Consider the following 20,797-nt stretch of genomic DNA (forward strand, 5'->3'; position numbering starts at 1 on the left):
CTATGATTGGCGAAGAAATTTTGAGAATGCCAAAGTTTACAATGCCCTGATTGGCACGGTTTCGTTCACGGTCTGGTTATCTGCATGCATATTGCTTGGTTAGGAAAAAAAACGCCCTTTTGCGGCAATGTAACCTACGGTCGGGAAGTAACCAATGCATTACTAGACCGGGGCCATCAGGTCAGCTTTTTGCATTTTGCCCAGGAGGAGGAGGGAGAACCCCTGGCGGAAAATGGTTGCGCGGAAGTGGCCTTACCGTTTCTATTTAAATCAACCGTTTATACCATCCCTACCCCCCGCTCCAGCCGGGTTTTAACCGATGCCCTGGCCAAGTTAAAGCCGGATTTGGTGCACGCCTCCTTAACCCTTTCTCCCCTGGATTTTCGTTTGCCGGAAATTTGTGAAGAATTGGGCTTACCTTTAATTGCCACCTTCCATCCCCCCTTTGACAGTAAGCTACGCAATTTTTCCTCCAGTACCCAGTTTTTGACCTACCAACTCTATGCCCCCTCCTTGGCCCAGTACGATAAGGTAATCATCTTTTCCCGACTACAGCGGAACCTTTTACTCAAGTTGGGGGTGCCCCGGCAACGCCTGGCCATCATTCCCAATGGGGTTGCGGTGGAGCGCTATTGTCCAGGGCAAAATGACCTGAAAAAAGAGTACCAGGCCGAACGGTTATTCATTTATCTGGGACGCATTGCCCCGGAAAAGAACGTGGAAGCTCTGCTCAAAGGTTGGAAATTTTCCGACATGGGCCCCCATTGCAAACTGCTGATGGTGGGGGACGGCATTTTAAAATCGACTCTGCAAACCCACTACGGCCCGGAAATGGGAGTCCATTGGTTGGGCTTCGTGGCCGATGAATTGACCAGGATTCAACTGTTGCGGGCTGCCGATGCCTTTATTTTGCCTTCCTTGGTGGAGGGTTTATCCCTATCTTTATTGGAAGCCATGGCCTGTGGCACAGCCTGTGTGGCCACCGACGCTGGAGCGGATGGGGAAGTGCTGGAAAATGGGGCGGGCATTGTGCTCAAAACCCAGGGGGTGACTGCCCAACTCAAAATTCTTTTGCCGCTACTACGGGACCATCCAGAGATTACGGATTTGTTGGGACGCAAAGCGAGGGAAAGGGTGTTGGAGCGCTACACCTTTGCGGCCAATATGGTGCAATTGGAATCCCTCTATAAAACTTTGGTGCCCCACCAAGCCCATTCTACGAACCTAAGTTCCTATTTTTATCTGCTGGAATGACTATTTCCCGTACCATTTGCCTTGGTTTCATTGCGGCGATCGCCGGGGGAACATTACTGTTGCTGATGCCCCTTGCCACCAGTACTGGGGAGTGGGGTAATCCCTTGGTGGCTTTGTTTACTGCCACTTCCGCTGTTTGTGTGACGGGGCTCAGTGTGGTGGATGTGAACAAGTACTTTTCCTTTTGGGGAGAATTGACTGTCATGTTGCTGGCCCAGTTGGGGGGGTTGGGCTACATGACCCTGACCACTTTTTTGATGATCCTGATTGGGCGCAAATTTGACCTCCAGCAACGGTTTGCCATCCAAGAATCCTTTGACCATCGTTTTGCCCAGGGCAGCAATAATTTAATCAAATCAGTCATTGCCACCACGCTAATTTTTGAAGTTACTGGTACTATAGTTCTTTTTTTTGTTTTCCTTCAGGACTATCCTCCCCCCCGGGCCCTTTGGTATGCCGTTTTCCACAGCGTCAGTGCTTTTAATAATGCTGGTTTTAGTCTTTTTGCCGATAACTTAATCGGCTATCAAACCTCCGTGCCCCTTAATTTGACCGTTTCAGCCCTAATTATTTTTGGTGGCATTGGCTACCAGGTAATTATCGAGTCCTATTTCTGGTTAGTGCGAAAGGTAAAAAAATCCCAACGACCCTTTGCCTTTTCCCTTAACCTACGGGTGGTGGTGCGGGTGACTATTTTCCTGCTGTTGTTAGGCTTTTTCGGCATTCTGATTTTAGAGGCCCAGGGCAATCGAGCTTTTGCTCAGTTTTCTTTCCAGGATCGTTTACTGGTCGCCTGGTTCCAGTCGGTGACTACCCGGACAGCGGGCTTTAACACCATTGATTTGAATGAGCTGAGTTCTACTAGTTTGGTGCTGGTGATGTTGTTGATGTTCATTGGGGCTAGTCCCAGTGGCACCGGCGGCGGAATCAAAACCACCACCTTTGCCATTTTGGCCAACTGCACCCGGTCAGCTCTGCGGGGCCAGGAAAGGGTAATTATTGATGACCGCTGTATTCCACCCCAGTTAATTCTCAAGGCGATCGCCGTGGTGTTTGGTTCGATGGTGACGGTGATTTCCAGCATAAGTTTGTTGATTTTCCTGGAGTCGGAGCAGGAAGCGGTGTCCTTGGCATTTGAAGCGGTGTCTGCCTTTGCCACAGTAGGGCTTTCCTTGGGCACTACCCCAGAGCTAAAACCCCTTTCCCAACTGGTCTTAATTGTCACCATGTTCATTGGTCGGGTGGGCATTACCATTTTGATGGCGGCGATCGTGGGGGATCCTAAGCCAAGTTTGATTAAATATCCAGAGGAAAATTTGCTGGTAGGCTAATCCGGCTTCCCTATTCTGTTGAATAACAACGATATCAAGGTAGCCCATTTTGTCAGTAGGCCCCTCAGGGAAAAACAAGCCTAGGTTATGGATCAAGTTAGTTAGATGGATGGGGAAAAGTTCTGCTTAACCGGGCGGTCTGCTACAATTTTTGAGATTCAATGGGTTTTGATCAATGGCTGTAACGCGGGCGAAAATTGCTTTAGACGCAATGGGCGGTGACTATGCCCCCGAAGAGATTGTTATCGGTGCTATCCGGGCGAGTCAGGAATTAGATGTAGATATTTTCCTTGTCGGCGATCGCCAGGCCATTGAGGATTGTTTAAACCGCCATCCCCATCAGGGCATTAACCTTACCATTGTCGATGCGGAAGGGGTGGTGGAAATGGAAGAAGATGCGGTGGTGGTGCGCCGTAAGCCCAAGGCGTCCATTAATGTGGCGATGAATTTGGTCAAAGAAAAACAAGCCGATGCGGTGGTGTCCGCTGGCCATTCGGGAGCGGCCATGGCGGCGGCCCTACTGCGGCTGGGCCGTTTAAAAGGCATTGACCGGCCGGCGATCGGCACCTTATTTCCCACAATGGTTCCCGGCAAATCGGTAATTGTGCTAGACGTGGGGGCCAATGTGGATTGCAAGCCTAAATACCTGGAACAGTTTGCCCTCATGGGAACGGTGTACAGCCAATATGTGTTGGGGGTTGATAGCCCCAAGGTTGGTCTGCTGAACATTGGTGAAGAGTCTAATAAAGGTAACACCCTCGCCCTGCAAACCCATGAATTGTTGCAGAGTAATCCGGAAATTCCCTTTGTGGGCAACGCCGAAGGAAGGGACGTACTTTCCGGTAATTTTGATGTGATTGTTTGTGATGGTTTTGTCGGCAATATTGTGCTTAAATTTGCCGAAGCGGTGGGGGAAATTTTACTGAGCATTGTTAAAGAAGAACTACCCAGGGGCTGGCGGGGCAAATTGGGGGCCATTATTTTAGCCCCCAACCTCAAACGCATTAAGCAACGGGTGGACCATGCCGAACATGGAGGAGCCTTACTATTCGGGGTCGATGGGGTTTGTGTAATTAGCCATGGTAGTTCCCGCAGTGGCTCCATTTTTAACGCCATTCGCCTAGCTAAGGAGGCGATCGATAATCAGGTTTCTGTGCGCATTAACAGTTCCACTTCCCTATTAATGGAACGACAAAAAACAGAGGAATTACAGAATATCTAGAAACTCCCCCCGGCCATAGTGACTCAGGGGCCAGCTTTGTCCTATGCTTTAAGCCTGTAATCGCTCACCATGACATCAGCGGGAGTCAGGACTTTTGAATACCCTTGGCAGTGGCCTCAAAATTATTGGCAGTGGCACGGCGATCGCCGACCAGAGTTTAACAAATCAAGACCTGAGCAACATTGTCGAGACCTCCGACGAGTGGATCCAGTCCCGCACGGGGATGCGCCAACGCTACATTTGTTCGGCCCAGGAAAATTTGGCCAGTTTGGGGGTAAAGGCCGGCCAAAAAGCCCTGGCCATGGCGGGACTACAACCGGAAGACCTGGATTTAATTATTCTGGCCACCTCCACCCCCGATGATTTATTTGGCACTGCAGCCCAAATTCAAGGGGGATTGGGGGCCACCAGAGCCTTTGCCTTTGACATAACGGCGGCCTGTTCTGGTTTTGTGGTGGGGTTGAACGTAGCAGCCCAATTTTTACGCACCGGGGTTTACCAAAGGGTTTTAATAGTGGGAGGGGATGTACTTTCCCGTTGGGTGGACTGGTCGGACCGCACCACCTGTGTGTTATTCGGTGATGGAGCCGGAGCCGTGGTGCTACAACGCCAAGCCCAGGACAATTTGCTCGCCTTTGAAATGTACACCGATGGCACTGGCAATGGCTGTCTTAATTTGTCCTATCAAGCAAACCCTCAACCTTTAACAGCAGAAAAAACCGTTGCCCAGGGCACCTATCAAGCCATCACCATGAACGGCCGGGAAGTGTACCGTTTTGCCGTGGCTAAGGTGCCCGAAATCATCGAAAAAGTACTGTTTAAAGCCCAGTTGACCACCTCCGACTTGGACTGGGTAATTCTTCACCAAGCCAATCAACGCATTATGGATGCGGTGGGCGATCGCCTGGGTATTCCATCCGAGAAAATCATCAGTAATGTAGGGGAATACGGCAACACTTCGGCAGCTTCCATTCCCCTGGCTTTGGATCAAGCGGTGCGGGAAGGGAAAATTAAAGAGGGAGACCTAATCGCCCTGGCCGGCTTTGGGGCCGGCTTAACCTGGGCTGCTAGCATAGTGCGGTGGTAAATAATCAACAGTCTAAAGTAGTTAGTAGTTACTAGGCAATGGATTAGTAAACGTGGAAGGAGCTGGCCACTGTGTCAAACAGACTTTTCACTGTGTCCCAGCGGTCTTCTGCCGTGGATAAATCAAACGTAATTAACTTACCCCGGTTAGTGGTCACACTGGCCAAATCGTGGCGCTCCACATTGTCCCCCACCAACACCCGGTACTCCAGAGTGTAATAAACCTGACCGTCCTCATCCCTTGCCTCCGCATTAATTAATTCCGCCTGGCGATCGCCTTGGGAAGCATCGTTGACGGTTTTCATAAAGCGGTAACCCACATCGGTGGCTGTGCCCAAATCCGTCAAGGTTTTATCGCTGGGGATTTCACTAATAATCACGCTCAAATTTTCATCCCGCTCAATCAGGTCCCGGAACACCACATCCACCCCAGGGGAAGCCCCCTTAACGTCCACCCCAATCCAACCATTGGGATAAAGAAACTCATAACCATCTTTGGTGTCACTGTAGCGTTGCAGACTGGCAATGCCCACTCCTCCACAGGCGGTGAGGGTAAAGCTCAGCAGTAAAGTTACCAGGACTACAGCAGTGGATAGGGACTTTTTCAACATGGGAGAAAGGGAAGAACTGGGCAAGAAGGCAAAATTACCTTTCCTTACCCATTAAACCTCCAATGGTTGACCAGAAACTAGAGGTAGAATGATTCCCGCCAGAAAAAGAAGTTTAACAATTTGCCATGGGCACTGTTCTGAAGCGGGGAGGAAGGCTATGGCCTCCTCAACCAATTTATTTCCTGCCTAACCCAGGGGACGTTGTTGAGGCTATAAGTTGAGGCTATAAATTTAACTTATTAAAAGGTTCGACAAATTTGAGATAGTTTTGTGGCAAAGATACTGCTTAGGAACCAAATATTGCATAAACTTAGAGATATAGTTTTTTCTAAAAAAATAGTCTTATTTCTATCTATTGAATCGGGGCAATTTAAACTCAGAATAGATTAGTTGTTCCCAGCTGAAACCATCGTGTGCTTTTTCCAGAGGCGTTTTTGGCAATTTTTCCTCTGGTAAATTTCACCGACTTTGGGGCAATGCTCATAATCACCATAGAGTGAAATCCATGAACAAGTTTGAATCAAGACAATCGGAACCAAAGACAAATAACAATGCTGGTTGGATAATTCATGTGTATGATAAAAGTCGCCGTCTTTTATTTGTTCTAGAACCTTCCCACGCTTGGCTCTTTTTCCTGGGTTGTGGTGTCGGCTTACTACTGTCGGTGGTTTGGGTCAATGTTGCTCGCCATAGTCCTCCGCTAGAATCCTCCCCAGTCAAGGTCTCGCCTCCCTTCCAGGTCGACTAGTCACAACAATTTAAAAATCAGAAAAATTGTCCCATTGATCAACTTACAGGGGGCCATTGAGCAAAATCCGGGGTCACCATCTAGTCCCCAAAAAGCTGGCGATCGCCAAATAATAGTAAAACTTATCATTCAAATTTAAAATTACTTAGCAGATCCAGGGGGACAACTGCAAAATTGGTCGGATTTACATATAGACTTTAGCTTATAGATTTCAAGACATAGGCATTCAAACCTGCATAGACAAGAGTCTATACAGAGCGAAGCCAATGGGGTTCATTGCCCCTGGAAAGATCAAGCAAACTGCCGAAGATTCAGGGCCAAGCTTTACTACCCCAATCCCCATAAATTTCAACCAAGGAGACAATTTACATTATGGATTTTTTGTCCAATTTCTTGACGGACTTCGTGGGACAATTGCAGTCCCCAACCCTAGCCTTTCTGATTGGGGGGATGGTTATTGCCGCCCTTGGCACCCAATTGGTAATTCCAGAGGCGATTTCTACGATCATCGTCTTTATGTTGCTCACTAAGATTGGCCTAACCGGGGGCATGGCAATTCGGAACTCCAACTTGACGGAAATGCTCCTACCCGTGGCATTCTCTGTGATATTGGGAATTCTTATTGTCTTCATCGCCCGTTTTACCCTGGCTAAACTGCCTAACGTCAGAACCGTGGATGCCCTGGCCACCGGCGGCTTGTTTGGGGCAGTCAGTGGCTCTACAATGGCTGCCGCCCTCACTACGTTGGAAGAATCAAAAATTTCCTACGAAGCCTGGGCTGGTGCTCTGTATCCCTTTATGGATATTCCTGCCCTGGTAACGGCGATCGTCGTAGCTAATATTTATCTCAATAAGAGAAAACGTAAGTCTGCTGCTGCTAGTATTGAGGAATCGTTCAGCAAGCAACCCGTTGCCGCCGGGGATTATGGCGACCAAACGGATTATCCTCGTACCCGCCAAGAGTATTTAAGCCAGCAAGAACCGGAAGATAATCGGGTCAAAATCTGGCCAATTATCGAAGAAAGTTTACAAGGCCCTGCCCTATCAGCCATGTTGTTAGGTCTTGCCCTGGGCATATTTACCAAGCCGGAAAGTGTCTATGAAGGTTTTTATGATCCTCTTTTTCGAGGACTACTTTCCATCTTGATGCTGATTATGGGCATGGAAGCTTGGTCCAGAATTGGTGAACTACGTAAAGTAGCTCAATGGTATGTGGTCTATAGCCTAATAGCTCCCATAGTGCACGGGTTTATTGCCTTTGGTCTTGGTATGATTGCCCACTATGCTACGGGTTTCAGTCTGGGTGGTGTGGTAGTTTTAGCAGTTATCGCCGCTTCTAGCTCTGATATCTCCGGGCCTCCTACCTTGCGAGCAGGTATCCCATCTGCCAACCCCTCTGCCTATATCGGTTCATCCACCGCCATCGGTACTCCCATTGCCATCGGCGTGTGCATACCGCTTTTCATTGGGCTTGCCCAGACCCTTGGTGCAGGTTAATCCCCAATAGTTTATGGTCTGTCAATAATCCCTTGACCTAACAGACCAAAAAGATTAACTTACATACTTCTAGGAGATAAACAAAATGGCTAAACCAGCGAACAAGCTCGTCATCGTCACAGAAAAGATTCTGCTCAAAAAAATTGCCAAAATCATCGACGAATCCGGTGCCAAAGGATACACGGTAATGAATACCGGTGGCAAGGGTAGCCGTAACGTGCGCTCGTCGGGTCAACCTAACACTTCCGACATCGAGGCCAATATTAAGTTTGAAATATTGACTGAAACCCGGGAAATGGCTGAAGAAATTGCTGATCGAGTTGCCGTCAAGTATTTTAATGATTACGCTGGCATCATCTACATTTGTAGCGCAGAAGTACTTTATGGGCATACTTTCTGTGGCCCTGAGGGCTGTTAAATCAACAATAACTAGGCTTGTTTCTATTCCGGCAACCGCATTCCAGGCAAAACTATTCTTGGGCGGTTGCTTTTTGTTTCTTCAGGGGGCCATGGCCCTATTTCAAATGCTTAGAAAGTCACCATATTTTCAGTACAGCCCAAACTTACCGGGAAAACCTAGATAGAATTGATCCCGACTAAAAACAGAGTAAATTTTCAGAAAAATGGGTCTAAAAACCTGTCCTTGTTTAGCTTTAATCCTTGCCCGCACGAAATCTTAGGTTTGACGACAAAATAACTCAATTGACCTTGTTGTTACCATCGTACAAAAACCTCGCCCCGGCCCACTGCAGCTTATCCCGTAGAGTTTTGTAAAAGGAATAGCTTTCCCGTAGGAGGATAAATTGGGCTGCTCGATGGGCCATCCACACCCCCACTCGTTGCCCAGGCCAAACGCCTGTAGCCAGAGAACCGTCGGTCCAAAGTTTAGTATTTAACTCAAAATCCCCCAGGGGCCAAATGTTTACCGAAGAGCCAGGGGGAATGACAATGGGGCGGCTGGATAAGCTCAGGGGACAAATGGGAGTAATGACAATGGCGTCCATGCCAGGGTGCAAGATGGGGCCATTGGCAGAGGATGTATAGCAAGTAGAACCCGTAGGGGTGGCGACCAAAAGACCGTCGCACTGATACTGATCAATTAACTCCCCATCCACTTCCACTTCGATGATGGCCGTGGGCATCCGGTCAATACTGGCCGGTTTGATGCACATTTCGTTCAGACAGTAGTAGGTTTCCCCCACCATCTGGGGATCCCGGCGATCGCCTTCAAATAAACTGGCCGCTAGCATCATGCGTTGGGAAACAGCATAGCGGTCTTGGTTGAGACGGTCCCACACCTTTTGAGTATCCTGGAACACATCGAATGGTTCCGTCAAAAATCCTAGATGCCCGCCCACGTTAACAGACAAAATGGGAATGCCTTCGGGGGATAAATGCCTGGCCGCCGCTAGGGTAGTGCCATCTCCCCCTAAAACCAAAGCCAAATCTATTTTTTCTGTGGCGGAAGCCAAAAACACTGGATAGGGATTGTCTTTAATGCCACTGGGGCCCATCAGCACCTTACAACCCCTAGCTTCCAGTTCCCTGGCACACCGTTCGGCATAGGTTTTGCTTTCATTGTGCCCGGCTTTATGGGCAATGATCACCTGTTTCAGTTCCACAATGGGGCCTCATAGTGGGGCATGGATTGAACTAGCTTTCGGAACTCTCCGCTGTGGTTACGGGAGCTTCCTCGATCGCCGGAGTGGTAGAAGCGGCTTGTTTTTCCTTTTTCTTCCGTTCTGCTTCGGCGGCATCTTCCAACACCTTAAGCAGTTGGTCAACTTTTTCCAGATTACTGCGGTACAGGTCTAAATCCTTGACCACTTTATCGAGGGACAAGTCTAATAGTTCCGACAGCCTGGTGAGATAATCTTGACGTTTTTCGTCATTGTCCTTCACCTCTGGGTCCTGGTCAGCTAACAGAGTGTAAAGCCCGATGGCAAATAAACGACTGTATTTGAATTTGTGGCGTTGGTGGATCCCCGTGAGGGTGTTGAGCAGAAGATTATCCCCAGATGCTTGTTCGCTGGCGGCGGCGGTTACCCAGGCATCCAGACCAATGTGATGGGCACTGGCGGCCACATTCTTGGCATCTTGGCGCACTTGGTCGGGGTTTTGATCCACCCCATGGCAGAGGGCGTTGAAAATGGCCGGTAATTGTTCGGCGGGTTGATAGCCCTGCATGAAACTATTAAAGGAGGTGACAATGCCTAGGGCAAAAATCGGATCGTAGGTAAAATCAATGTTCACACTGAGCAAATGCATTTCCACCAAGAGTTCTTCGACAAAACGCCGGTAGATGGAACTAATGGGACGGCTGTAGTGGGTAAAAAATTTTCGTTTGGCGTCAGAAACAGTGCGAATTTTAGTCACAGGGCCGATTACAAAGGGGGGGATAGTTCCCTACATTTTCCCTTGTTAAGCGGCCTTTGCCAACCTGAACCCTTGCTGGGGGAAGTGCGATCCCCGGGCATTGCTAGAATGGGACAGTCTTAGGGAACAGACCATGCCAGACTTCCAGGCATTTATCGCCATCATTACCACCATCTTGGTGTTTGCCATCGGAGTAGCCCTCAAATATGAAACCATCTACTTCAAAAACTACGAACTCTCCATCCCCCAATGGGCCGGCCTCAGCTTCGCCGGGTTTACTTTCACGTTTGTGGTCTTGGATTAAATCCTACGGGGGTTTGTCCGACTTGAGGAACTACAACGCAGAAATGAAGAAATACAACGAAGAAATGAGGAAGCTAGAGAACGAAAAGCAGACGCGGCACGAGCAAAGGATGAAAGAGCTGAGGCGGCAGAACGAGAAACTCGCCGAACTAGAATCGAAACTCGATATCGTACTACGATCGCCAGATTCCAACTGGACCCCAGCCAACTCCACCGAAGACAGTTAGCGGATATTATCGCCCTATTGGAAGAGTACCGAGATACGCTGTGAAATTGTTTGACACTAAACTTTTGTCAGAGCCGCGGGATCTAATTTTGGCTGTATCCCTACCGAGAATATGCCCCATGGCTTAGGCTAATTGGTGAGAAAGTTGTTCAGAATTCACGGGCAAAGTATTTAATGGTGTCTCCCATCTCTATCTGGCGATCGCTGATGTTTGGCGGTTTTTCCCCCCAGGAATGGGGCCGGGGCAGTGTGCTCCATCGTTTGGTGGGCTGGGGACAGAGTTGGATACAGGCTAGTGTGCTCTGGCCCCACTTCGAGGCATTGGGTACGGCTCTAGTGGCAATAATTTTTATTGCGGCTCCCTTCACCTCCACCACCATGTTGGGCATTTTTATGCTGCTCTGTGGAGCCTTTTGGGCTCTGCTGACCTTTGCTGATCAACCAGGGAAGGGTTTGACTCCCATCCATGTTTTAGTTTTTGCCTACTGGTGCATTTCGGCGATCGCCGTGGGATTTTCTCCGGTAAAAATGGCGGCGGCGTCGGGGTTAGCGAAATTAACAGCTAATTTATGTCTGTTTCTACTGGCGGCGAGGTTATTGCAAAACAAACAATGGTTGAACCGGTTAGTAACCGTTGTTTTACTGGTAGGGCTATTGGTGGGGAGTTACGGTCTGCGACAACAGGTGGACGGGGTAGAACAGTTAGCCACTTGGAATGACCCCACCTCTACCTTGGCCCAGGCCACTAGGGTATATAGCTTTTTAGGTAATCCCAATCTCTTGGCGGCTTACCTGGTGCCCATGACGGGTTTGAGCTTGAGTGCCCTGGTGGTATGGCGACGGTGGTGGCCCAAACTGCTGGGAGCAACCATGGTGATTGTTAACCTACTCTGTCTCTTTTTTACCCAGAGCCGGGGCGGTTGGCTAGCAGTGCTGGCCCTGGGAGCTACCTTCCTGGCCCTTTGTTACTTCTGGTGGTTACCCCAATTACCCAAATTTTGGCAACGGTGGTCTTTGCCCCTGGCGATCGCCGTGGCGGTTATATTAGGTGGGGGAGCGTTGATTGCGGTGGAACCGATTCGACTCAGGGCCATGAGCATTTTTGCTGGGCGGGAAGACAGCAGTAATAATTTCCGCATCAATGTTTGGGAAGGGGTAAAAGCCATGATCCGAGCCCGCCCTATCATTGGCATTGGCCCAGGTAACGAAGCCTTTAACCAAATTTATCCTTACTATATGCGGCCCCGCTTCACCGCCCTGAGTGCCTATTCCATTTACCTAGAAATTTTGGTGGAAACGGGTGTAGTTGGTTTTACCTGTATGCTCTGGCTGTTGGCCGTTACCCTAGGCAAAGGCGTAGAACTGGTTAAACGCTGTCGCCAAACCCTCGCCCCGGAAGGCATCTGGATTATGGGGGCTTTAGCGGCGATCATCGGTTTGTTGGTCCACGGCATGGTAGATACAGTCTGGTACCGTCCCCCGGTGAGCACTTTGTGGTGGTTGCTAGTGGCCATTGTTGCTAGTCAGTGGGCCAGCGCCCAGGCCCGTTTGGAGGCCAGTAAAGAAGAAAATGAGGACAAACCTCTTCTTGCTTCATAAGAGCCAATGGCAATAACTTGGCCAGCCAGACTTAACCTTTGCCCTTTTTGAAAATTTGTCAGGAGTCATAACCATGGCGATCGGAGAGCAAACCCATCCCCAAGCAAGTAAAGACCAGGCCATTGTCGATCGCCTCTTGCAGTCCCCCGCCGATACTCCCCACCTGCTCTCCTTGGCAAGGCTGAGAATCCGTTACAAAAATTTTCCCGGGGCCAGGAGTTTACAGCGAGATTTGGACACCGTGCTTCAACAATGGCATCTGACTGAAGAAGAACTCTTTGCCCAAACTAGAGCCCTCTATGCCAGCGGTGCGGCCCATGCCAAACAGAGTACCGAGGAGCAACAGGACTGGAGCTAGCTCTCGTTAATCCATTGCCCCAACTAGGCTGAGATGATTTTCCGGGTGGAACCCTCGAGTGTGCCGATGTCGACCTCCACCATAGGCATTGAAGTTAATCTATGGTCAAGCTTTTTAGCAAGTATTAATCCCTACTATTGGTGCGATAAGCAATGCCAAAGCCAAAACCAGAGATTTTCCCCTATGCTTGAAGCAACATCTCCCGTTACAAAAATTAACTAAATGTCTAATTTGATTGCTGTTGCTTTCTGTGGCTACTTTGCCCTGTTGATCATTCTCTTCTCTGCCAAAAACTTTCTCGTCAAGGACAAAACCAGTCTTAATCTTCCCGAGTAGATCTTTCAAATGACAACAATGGGAATTAGGTCGTTGTAATCCTGTTTGCCTAAAGTCCTAGCTAGACTAACCCAAATCAAAGTAGGTCAAAACGAGCCTATTAAGCGGGTGGGCTTGAAATGGGCGATAGCAATGTTTCCCGTTGAATTGTTAAGTAGCTCCGAGAGATTAACAAGGGATTAAAAAACTGTCAGGCTTGGTTGGCGGCGATGATTACCAAGGCTTTGTCGCTCTTTTTCTTGCCCATGGCCACCGGCAATATTTTGTCTTTTGTGCGGTTCTCCACCGGATTACCGACCTTTTAACCGAGGAAACTTTAGGGTAAAGTGAGAGCCATGGAATCCCCTATTGAGTAGAGAATTTAAATTTAAATGGCTTACGCACTACCTAACTTACCTTACGACTACACCGCTCTGGAACCCTGCATTTCCAAAAGCACCCTGGAGTTCCATCACGACAAACACCATGCCGCCTACGTTAACAATTTCAACAATGCAGTGGCGGGTACTGATTTAGATAATCAATCCATTGAAGACGTAATTAAAGCCGTTGCTGGCGATGCTAGCAAAGCCGGTATTTTCAACAACGCCGCCCAAGCTTGGAACCATAGTTTCTACTGGAATTGCATGAAGCCCGGTGGTGGTGGCCAGCCCTCTGGTGCCTTGGCGGACAAAATCAACGCTGACTTTGGTAGCTTTGACGCTTTCGTGGAAGCTTTCAAACAAGCTGGAGCCACCCAATTCGGTAGCGGCTGGGCTTGGTTGGTGTTAGACAATGGCACTTTGAAAGTGACCAAAACCGGCAACGCCGAAAACCCCATGACCGCCGGTCAAACTCCTTTGCTGACCATGGACGTATGGGAGCATGCTTACTATTTAGACTATCAAAACCGTCGTCCCGATTACATTGCCGATTTCCTCGGTAAGTTGGTCAACTGGGACTTTGTGGCGGCTAACTTAGCAGCGGCCTAGTTTTTGCCATCAATTCCAAGAAAGCTCTTTAAAAACTCTCTTTGCTCCCCAGAGTTGGGCAAAATCGGAGTTAATCTAGACGTTTTCTTCACTTTATGTACCCTTTCCCTAAATTATTGGGGGAAGGGTATTTGCTGGGAGGTGGGAGGCGATCGCCAGTGGCTGAAGTTTCTAATCTGCGTCCCCAATCCACTACACTGGGGAAGCTTGTGGAATCCATTCCCAAAGCCCGTTTAAATTTACTTATTTGATCAAAGTTTTTTCAGTTCTTCCACTACCATGTCCCAGACCTATAACGTAACCCTGCTCCCCGGTGATGGCATTGGCCCCGAAATTATGGCGGTGGCGGTGGCGGTGTTAGGCAAAGTGGCCGACCAGTTTGGCTTTGCGTTTAATTTTCAAGAGGCTTTAATTGGCGGAGCGGCCATTGATGCCACAGGGCAACCCCTACCGGAGGCAACCCTAGCCCAAGCAAAGGATAGTGATGCGGTACTCTTAGCGGCGATCGGGGGTTATGCCTGGGACAATTTACCCCGTTCTCAAAGGCCGGAAACTGGTTTGCTTGCCATTCGGGAAGGGTTGGGGCTATTTGCCAATTTACGTCCTGCGACGATCTTCCCCCAATTGATTGACGCTTCCAGCCTGAAACGGGAAGTGGTGGAAGGGGTGGATATTATGGTGGTGCGGGAACTAACCGGCGGCATTTATTTTGGTAAACCGAAGGGTATTTTCGAGACGGAAACGGGGGAAAAACGGGGGGTCAATACCATGGCTTACACCGTGGGAGAAATTGACCGCATTGCTAAGGTTGCTTTTGAAACGGCTCGTAAACGACGCGGGCAACTCTGTTCAGTGGATAAGGCTAACGTATTAGATGTGTCCCAACTGTGGCGGGATCGGGTCATGGCGATCGCCGTAGATTATCCCGATGTGGAACTGTCCCATTTATATGTGGATAATGCGGCCATGCAATTGGTGCGGAGTCCCAGACAATTTGACACCATTGTGACGGGCAATTTATTTGGTGATATTCTTTCCGACATTGCCGCCATGTTAACCGGCAGTATTGGCATGTTACCCTCCGCCAGTTTGGGCAGTGATGGCCCTGGGTTATTTGAGCCCGTCCACGGTTCCGCCCCGGATATTGCCGGCCAGGATAAAGCTAACCCCCTAGCCCAGGTGCTCAGTGCCGCCATGATGTTGCGCTACGGTTTGGATCAACCCCAGGCGGCCGATCGCCTTGAGGATGCAGTGAAAAAAGTTTTAGAACAGGGTTACCGCACCGGTGATATTCTTTCTCCTGGCACACAATTGGTGGGCTGTCGGCAAATGGGAGAGCAATTGTTGAGCATCCTAGATGAAATGTAACGACCATTGCCCTTGGCTAAAAACTAGACAAACTCTGCCCTATTAATTTCCCCACGGCCAGGCGGTTCGGGTCAAATTAGATCTTGGTCGGATAACTAAGAATCTTCTGGGGTGGCCCTTACGTCAAACCCTATTGTTATTTATGATGATGGCTAACCTGGCTGACATTTTTCGGTCAATGGCTACAACACATATGCGTCCTGAGTGGGGAGTTTGTTATGGTTTTTATTCCTGATGAGAGCGATTTTGATGTGGAGTACAGGAGCGTACCCATGCCCCTAGACCCCAAAATGTTGCGGATGGCCCGACGCATTTATCGCAGTTACCGCATGCTCCACCCCCGATCCCAAAAGCAGCCTCTGGGCATTGCTATCCATAAAGAAACCCACCGGGGTCAACTGATGTTCAATCGTCAGCCAGTGCTGTTGCCAGGGGAATGTTTCGTACCCTTAAACCAACTGGAAGCGGAAGCCCAGGTAGTTTGAACTAGCTTCATCCCTCTGTTATGACCGAATCTTCGCCCCTAGCACCATCGACGGCCCCGGCAACCCGCAAACTTTGGTTAGCGGCCATTAAGCCCCCCATGTACACGGTGGCAGTGGTGCCCATTACCGTTGGTTCGGCGGTGGCCTATGGCCTTACTGGGCAGTGGCATGGTGATGTTTTTACCATCTTTTTGCTGTCGGCGATCGCCATTATCGCTTGGATTAACCTGAGCAATGATGTGTTTGACAGTGACACGGGCATTGATGTGCGTAAAGCCCATTCGGTGGTTAATTTGACCGGCAATCGCAATCTAGTTTTTTTAATTAGTAACTTTTTCTTGCTAGCTGGTGTGCTGGGGCTAATGAGCATGAGCTGGCGAGCCCAGGATTGGACAGTGTTGGAGTTAATTGGGGTGGCCATATTTTTGGGCTACACCTACCAAGGGCCCCCTTTTCGCCTCGGCTACCTAGGATTGGGGGAATTGATTTGTTTAATTACCTTTGGCCCCCTGGCGATCGCCGCCGCCTATTATTCCCAGAGCCAAAGTTTTAGCTGGAATTTGCTTACGCCTAGCGTTTTTGTGGGCATCAGCACGGCGATTATTCTTTTTTGCTCCCACTTCCACCAGGTAGAAGATGACCTGGCCGCCGGCAAAAAATCCCCCATTGTTCGTTTAGGCACCAAGTTGGGGTCCCAGGTTTTAACCCTGTCGGTTGTTAGTCTTTATCTAATTACGGCGATCGGCGTTTTGTGTCATCAGGCTCCATGGCAAACGTTACTGATAATTGCCAGTCTGCCCTGGGCAGTGCAATTAATTCGCCATGTGGGGCAATATCATGACCAGCCGGAGCAAGTCAGTAACTGTAAATTTATTGCTGTTAATTTACATTTCTTCAGCGGCATGTTAATGGCTGCGGGCTATGGCTGGGCTGGCCTGGGCTAAGGACTACCACCGCCAGTGGGTTAAGATGAATTACATTATGAGCAATGGTTTGTCCCCTACCCCCATCAACGCCCCAGGCTGGTTAAACAGTGGGGTTGCTAGTCTTTTGGTCAATGGCCATGTTCCCCAAGGCTTAGAACTGACCAATCAAAATTTGGCTGGGTTAGTGTTTCCCCATGGGGACCTCAGCCAGGTCGCCTTGATCGGCTGTGATTTACGCTTTGCCAATCTGGAAGGGGCGGATTTGACGGATGCCAATTTGATTGCTGCCAGTCTGCACAAAAGCAATTTGCGTCGGGCTAACCTCTGTCGGGCCACCCTCAATCGCTGCAATTTGAGTGAGGCGGATCTAACTGAAAGTGATGCTAACGAAGCCCTTTTTTGTCAGGCTGTTTTTACCGAAGTGGAAGCCCACGGCTTAAGACTTTACCGAGCTAAGGTCAGCCAAGCCCAATTAATGGGAGCCCATCTCCACCAAGCCTATGCTCCGGAGGCAGATTTTAGTGCGGTGGCGGCGATCGCCGTTGATTTGCGCTGGGCTAATTTAAGAAAGACTAATTTTCGGGGGGCGGATTTACGCTATGGCAATTTTCGGGGGGCGAATCTAACCCAGGCGGATTTTACCGGGGCCAACCTGAAAGGAGCTAATTTACGGGGGGCAAACTTAGTGGGCACTAACCTGCAACGGGCCGACCTCAGTGATGTTACTTGGTAGATGAAAAGATTTTGATCTCAACTCTGATAAAAACAATAAAAACTGACCTTTGCAATACCGTCGTTTTGGCCGCACCAATCTGAATTTATCTGTTTTTTCCCTGGGCACCATGCGGGGCTTAGGCAATCGCCAGCAATTTGTGGCTACGGTGGAAAAGGCTCTAGCCGGGGGCATTAACCACATCGAAACAGCGGCGGCCTACGGAGAAAGCGAAGTTTATTTGGGGGAGTTACTGAAGGAATATAATCGCTCCGATATTTACCTCACCAGTAAAGTTTGTCCCACGGAGAACTCAGCACAATTTATCCAGGGCCTTGACCGTTCTCTGCAACGACTCCAGGTGGATTATTTAGACTGCTTTGCTATCCATGGCATTAATACCTCCGAGCATTGGCAATGGTTACAGCAATTGTGGCCGGCGATAGAAAGAGCCCAACAACAGGGAAAATTTAAACATCTTGGCTTTTCTACCCACGGTAGTTTGCCCCTAGTACAAGAGGTCGTTGCTTCGGGAAAATTTGCCTTTGTTAACCTGCATTATTACTGGTTTAATCAGCATCTTGCCCCGGCGATCGCCTCAGCCTATGGGCACGATATGGGCATTTTCATCATTTCCCCTGCTGACAAGGGCGGTCAACTATACACACCAACCGTAACTTTGCAGAACCTCTGTCAACCCTTTACCCCTTTGGGTTTAACCTACCGTTTTCTCTTGAGCGATGCTCGCATTACAACCCTGAGTCTTGGCCCCGCCATTCCCCAGGAATTGAATGAACCTCTATCCCTTGGCGATCACCTGGAGCCATTGAGTGAGCAAGAACAGAGAATTTTGCAAAATTTGCTTGACCATCAAAAACAAGCATTGGGTACGGATGCCTGCCACCAGTGTTATCAATGTTTGCCCTGCCCGGAGGAAATTAACATTCCCGAAATTCTACGTCTACGCAATTTAGCTGTCGCCTTTGATATGCAAAGTTTTGGTCAATATCGCTATCAAATGTTGGAAAATGCGGGGCACTGGTTTCCCGGTAAAAAAGGCGATCGGTGTACCGACTGCGGGGATTGTTTGCCCCGGTGTCCCCATAATCTGGCCATTCCCGAGCTTTTGCGGGATACTCACCAACGGTTGCGGGGTAAAAGCCGTCGTCGTTTATGGCAGGATTGATCATTAGGCTATAAATTCAACTTCTGTTTTTTGCCTCCATAATCTACCAATTAGGACTAAAGCCTATCGATACCATCTACGGCCAAACCCAACGGCTTAAAACCAGTCAAATTAAGCAACTAAAGCGCCTCTATCAACAGCGTCTCCCCGGCGATCGCCTGCTAACGGTGGAATTAGCCCAGCGTTTGGGGGCCATCAGTCAGGAAATTAAACAGCCGGTTTCAGTGTATGTGAACCGACGGGGGCAAATTATCCGGGTGGGGGTAGGTACGCCCCGACAAACCCAAATTCCGCCCTTGGAATTGCCCCGCTATGGGGAAAAACGACTATCCGGCATTCGTTGCCTCACCACGGATTTAAAGGGCGAAGCCCCCAGGGAATCTAGTTTAATTGCCATGGCCCTGCAAAGATTGGATGCCCTAGTGGTGCTAAGCGTTACTGGCCAGGGTTTTGCTAAACGGGGTGGCGGCGTCACAGGCTATATAGACACGGGGTATTTGGCCCATTTATTGCCCCAAAGCAGTGACGATATGGGGGATAGGGTAGCCGATTGGGTGGTTTCCCCAGCGGTGGCCTTGGAAGATTTGGCCGAAGAAGCCATCCTCGATTTGGTGGAAAGCCTAGAGGCGGAATTTGAACGGGAATTCATCGCCCGTCAGGTGGAAGCAGGGCAGGAAAGGGTCTTGGTGATGGGACTTAAAACCAGTGAGTTGGATGACCAGAGCTTTGCGGAAGGTTTGACCGAGTTAGAACGACTGGTGGATTCCGCCGGGGCCCAGGTGCTCCAGGTCATGCAGCAAAATCGCAGTAAACCCCATCCCCAAACCGTAGTGGGGGAAGGAAAAGTGGAAGAGTTGGCCTTGGCAGTGCAAACCACGGGGGCCAATCTAGTGGTTTTCGACCGGGATCTGTCCGCTGCCCAGGTGCGGAACCTAGAGCAACGCTGTGGAGTTAGGGTCATTGACCGCACGGAATTAATTTTGGATATTTTTGCTCAGCGGGCCCAATCCAGGGCCGGTAAATTACAGGTGGAATTGGCCCAATTAGAATACCTGCTACCCAAATTGGTGGGTCGAGGCCAGGGCATGTCCAGGTTGGGGGGAGGCATCGGCACTAGGGGGCCAGGGGAAACCAAGCTGGAAACGGAACGGCGCACCATCCAAAGTCGCATTGCCAAGCTACAAAAGCAGGTTAATGAGTTACAGTCCCATCGCTCCCGGCTAAGGAATCAACGCCAACAACAGGCTGTCCCCACCGTGGCGATCGTCGGTTACACCAATGCGGGCAAATCTACTTTACTTAATGCTCTCACCCAAGCGGATATTTACGCCGCGGACCAATTGTTTGCCACGTTGGACCCCACCACCAGGCGTTTATCCTTGTTGGATCCGGAGAATCAAACCTACCATCCCATTTTGCTAACGGATACGGTGGGCTTTATCCATAAATTGCCCGACGCTTTGGTGGATGCGTTTCGGGCCACGTTAGAAGAAGTAACGGAGGCGGATCTACTGCTCCAAGTGGTGGACCTATCCGACCGAGCTTGGCGACGGCAAATTGCCTCAGTGGCTAATATTTTGGCAGAAATGCCTCTTGCTACGGCCCCCATGGTGATGGTGTTCAACAAAATTGACCAGGTGCCCAGCGAAGCTTTAGCAGCGGCCCAAGCGGATTATCCCGAGGCAATTTTCCTGGCGGCGGCCCAGGGCATTGGCTTGGAAACTCTGAAAAAACGTTTACTAGAGCAAATTCTGACGGATTTGACTGATTAGTGTCTATTTCACACTAATTATCGCTCTTCTATCATTGTGGGTAGGATAAAATGGAGAAGATAGTCTGAAATGCAGAGGTGGTATATGGTTGCCCTACGTGAAGCAAAAGAAACAGTACAATTCATTGACAAATACTGCGAAGGATACAGAGACTTATTTTATTTCCAGAAGTGAGAAGCTTTGAATACTTGCATCTAGGATTAATTGCGAATATCAAGAGAAAAACCTTCCCAGAAATAGCTAAGGTAGTAGGACTAGAAAATGGACAAGGATTTGACTATTTCTTCGGTAAAAGCCCTTGGTTGTTAGAGGAGGTGAGGGAAAGAAGAATTAATAAAATTCTGAGTTTTGCGGAAGGAGAAGCAATAACAATGCTCATAGACGAAACAGGGGATAGGAAAAAAGGAAGAAAGACAGATTATGTTGCGCG

Annotated in this window: 21 protein-coding genes; 18 read left to right on the top strand and 3 right to left on the bottom strand. The window is 49.3% G+C overall.

The window, feature by feature from the left end; all coding sequences use genetic code 11:
* Positions 1–84: 84 nt before the first annotated feature.
* From H6G46_RS13345 to H6G46_RS13360, 4 genes are all read left to right on the top strand, one after another.
* The gene (locus H6G46_RS13345; protein WP_010872640.1) at positions 85–1,254 is read left to right on the top strand and encodes a glycosyltransferase family 4 protein; all 1,170 of its coding nucleotides are present in this window, start codon (positions 85–87) and stop codon (positions 1,252–1,254) included.
* Entirely contained in the window at positions 1,251–2,585 is a 1,335-nt protein-coding gene (locus H6G46_RS13350; RefSeq protein ID WP_010872641.1) for a TrkH family potassium uptake protein, read from the top strand. Before H6G46_RS13345 ends, H6G46_RS13350 begins: the two co-directional genes overlap by 4 nt.
* A gap of 175 nt (positions 2,586–2,760) precedes the next feature.
* A complete protein-coding gene (plsX, locus tag H6G46_RS13355; protein WP_010872642.1) occupies positions 2,761–3,807 on the top strand; it encodes a phosphate acyltransferase PlsX in 1,047 nt (348 codons plus the stop codon).
* 94 nt (positions 3,808–3,901) lie between these two features.
* Entirely contained in the window at positions 3,902–4,894 is a 993-nt protein-coding gene (locus H6G46_RS13360; protein WP_010872643.1) for a beta-ketoacyl-ACP synthase III, read from the top strand.
* A gap of 43 nt (positions 4,895–4,937) precedes the next feature.
* Here the strand turns inward: H6G46_RS13360 and psbP are convergent, their stop codons facing one another.
* On the bottom strand, positions 4,938–5,504 hold the full coding sequence (gene psbP, locus H6G46_RS13365; RefSeq protein ID WP_010872644.1) for a photosystem II reaction center PsbP: 567 nt from the start codon (positions 5,502–5,504) through the stop codon (positions 4,938–4,940).
* A gap of 505 nt (positions 5,505–6,009) precedes the next feature.
* Here psbP and H6G46_RS13370 point away from each other — a divergent pair.
* The 3 genes from H6G46_RS13370 (at position 6,010) to H6G46_RS13380 (ending at position 8,167) form a co-directional block, all read left to right on the top strand.
* A complete protein-coding gene (locus H6G46_RS13370; RefSeq protein WP_071822649.1) occupies positions 6,010–6,252 on the top strand; it encodes a hypothetical protein in 243 nt (80 codons plus the stop codon).
* Between the two features lie 372 nt (positions 6,253–6,624).
* Positions 6,625–7,749, top strand: coding sequence for a sodium-dependent bicarbonate transport family permease (locus tag H6G46_RS13375; RefSeq protein WP_010872645.1), 1,125 nt, complete (start codon positions 6,625–6,627; stop codon positions 7,747–7,749).
* Positions 7,750–7,834: 85 nt separating this feature from the next.
* Positions 7,835–8,167, top strand: a complete 333-nt coding sequence (locus H6G46_RS13380; protein WP_010872646.1) for a hypothetical protein — start codon at positions 7,835–7,837, stop codon at positions 8,165–8,167.
* Between the two features lie 280 nt (positions 8,168–8,447).
* On the opposite strand, the gene H6G46_RS13385 is transcribed toward H6G46_RS13380, so the two are convergent.
* The gene (locus H6G46_RS13385) at positions 8,448–9,371 is read right to left on the bottom strand and encodes an NAD(+) kinase (protein ID WP_010872647.1); all 924 of its coding nucleotides are present in this window, start codon (positions 9,369–9,371) and stop codon (positions 8,448–8,450) included.
* A gap of 31 nt (positions 9,372–9,402) precedes the next feature.
* Complete coding sequence (gene psb29, locus H6G46_RS13390) at positions 9,403–10,125, bottom strand: photosystem II biogenesis protein Psp29 (RefSeq protein ID WP_010872648.1); 723 nt, start codon at positions 10,123–10,125, stop codon at positions 9,403–9,405.
* A gap of 133 nt (positions 10,126–10,258) precedes the next feature.
* Here psb29 and H6G46_RS13395 point away from each other — a divergent pair, with 133 nt between their 5' ends.
* The 11 genes from H6G46_RS13395 to H6G46_RS13445 all read left to right on the top strand — a co-directional run.
* Entirely contained in the window at positions 10,259–10,429 is a 171-nt protein-coding gene (locus H6G46_RS13395; protein WP_010872649.1) for a hypothetical protein, read from the top strand.
* A 399-nt stretch (positions 10,430–10,828) separates the two neighbouring features.
* Entirely contained in the window at positions 10,829–12,253 is a 1,425-nt protein-coding gene (locus tag H6G46_RS13400; protein WP_010872650.1) for an IctB family putative bicarbonate transporter, read from the top strand.
* A 73-nt stretch (positions 12,254–12,326) separates the two neighbouring features.
* Entirely contained in the window at positions 12,327–12,611 is a 285-nt protein-coding gene (locus H6G46_RS13405; RefSeq protein ID WP_010872651.1) for a DUF3288 family protein, read from the top strand.
* 707 nt (positions 12,612–13,318) lie between these two features.
* Positions 13,319–13,918, top strand: a complete 600-nt coding sequence (locus tag H6G46_RS13410; protein WP_010872652.1) for a superoxide dismutase — start codon at positions 13,319–13,321, stop codon at positions 13,916–13,918.
* Positions 13,919–14,197: 279 nt separating this feature from the next.
* On the top strand, positions 14,198–15,286 hold the full coding sequence (leuB, locus tag H6G46_RS13415) for a 3-isopropylmalate dehydrogenase (RefSeq protein WP_010872653.1): 1,089 nt from the start codon (positions 14,198–14,200) through the stop codon (positions 15,284–15,286).
* A 272-nt stretch (positions 15,287–15,558) separates the two neighbouring features.
* Positions 15,559–15,771, top strand: coding sequence for a hypothetical protein (locus tag H6G46_RS13420; RefSeq protein ID WP_231848059.1), 213 nt, complete (start codon positions 15,559–15,561; stop codon positions 15,769–15,771).
* A gap of 20 nt (positions 15,772–15,791) precedes the next feature.
* Positions 15,792–16,715 (top strand): 2-carboxy-1,4-naphthoquinone phytyltransferase, encoded by a 924-nt coding sequence (menA, locus tag H6G46_RS13425; protein ID WP_010872655.1) that lies wholly within the window; start codon positions 15,792–15,794, stop codon positions 16,713–16,715.
* Between the two features lie 25 nt (positions 16,716–16,740).
* Positions 16,741–17,430 (top strand): pentapeptide repeat-containing protein, encoded by a 690-nt coding sequence (locus H6G46_RS13430; protein ID WP_020861758.1) that lies wholly within the window; start codon positions 16,741–16,743, stop codon positions 17,428–17,430.
* A 109-nt stretch (positions 17,431–17,539) separates the two neighbouring features.
* A complete protein-coding gene (locus H6G46_RS13435) occupies positions 17,540–18,595 on the top strand; it encodes an aldo/keto reductase (protein ID WP_010872657.1) in 1,056 nt (351 codons plus the stop codon).
* A gap of 167 nt (positions 18,596–18,762) precedes the next feature.
* Entirely contained in the window at positions 18,763–20,367 is a 1,605-nt protein-coding gene (hflX, locus tag H6G46_RS13440; RefSeq protein WP_010872658.1) for a GTPase HflX, read from the top strand.
* A 170-nt stretch (positions 20,368–20,537) separates the two neighbouring features.
* Positions 20,538–20,797, top strand: a 260-nt coding sequence (locus H6G46_RS13445) for a transposase (protein ID WP_190759870.1), incomplete at its 3' end; no start/stop codon positions are given.

This window comes from Synechocystis sp. FACHB-908 (assembly GCF_014698595.1).
Lineage (GTDB): Bacteria > Cyanobacteriota > Cyanobacteriia > Cyanobacteriales > Microcystaceae > Synechocystis.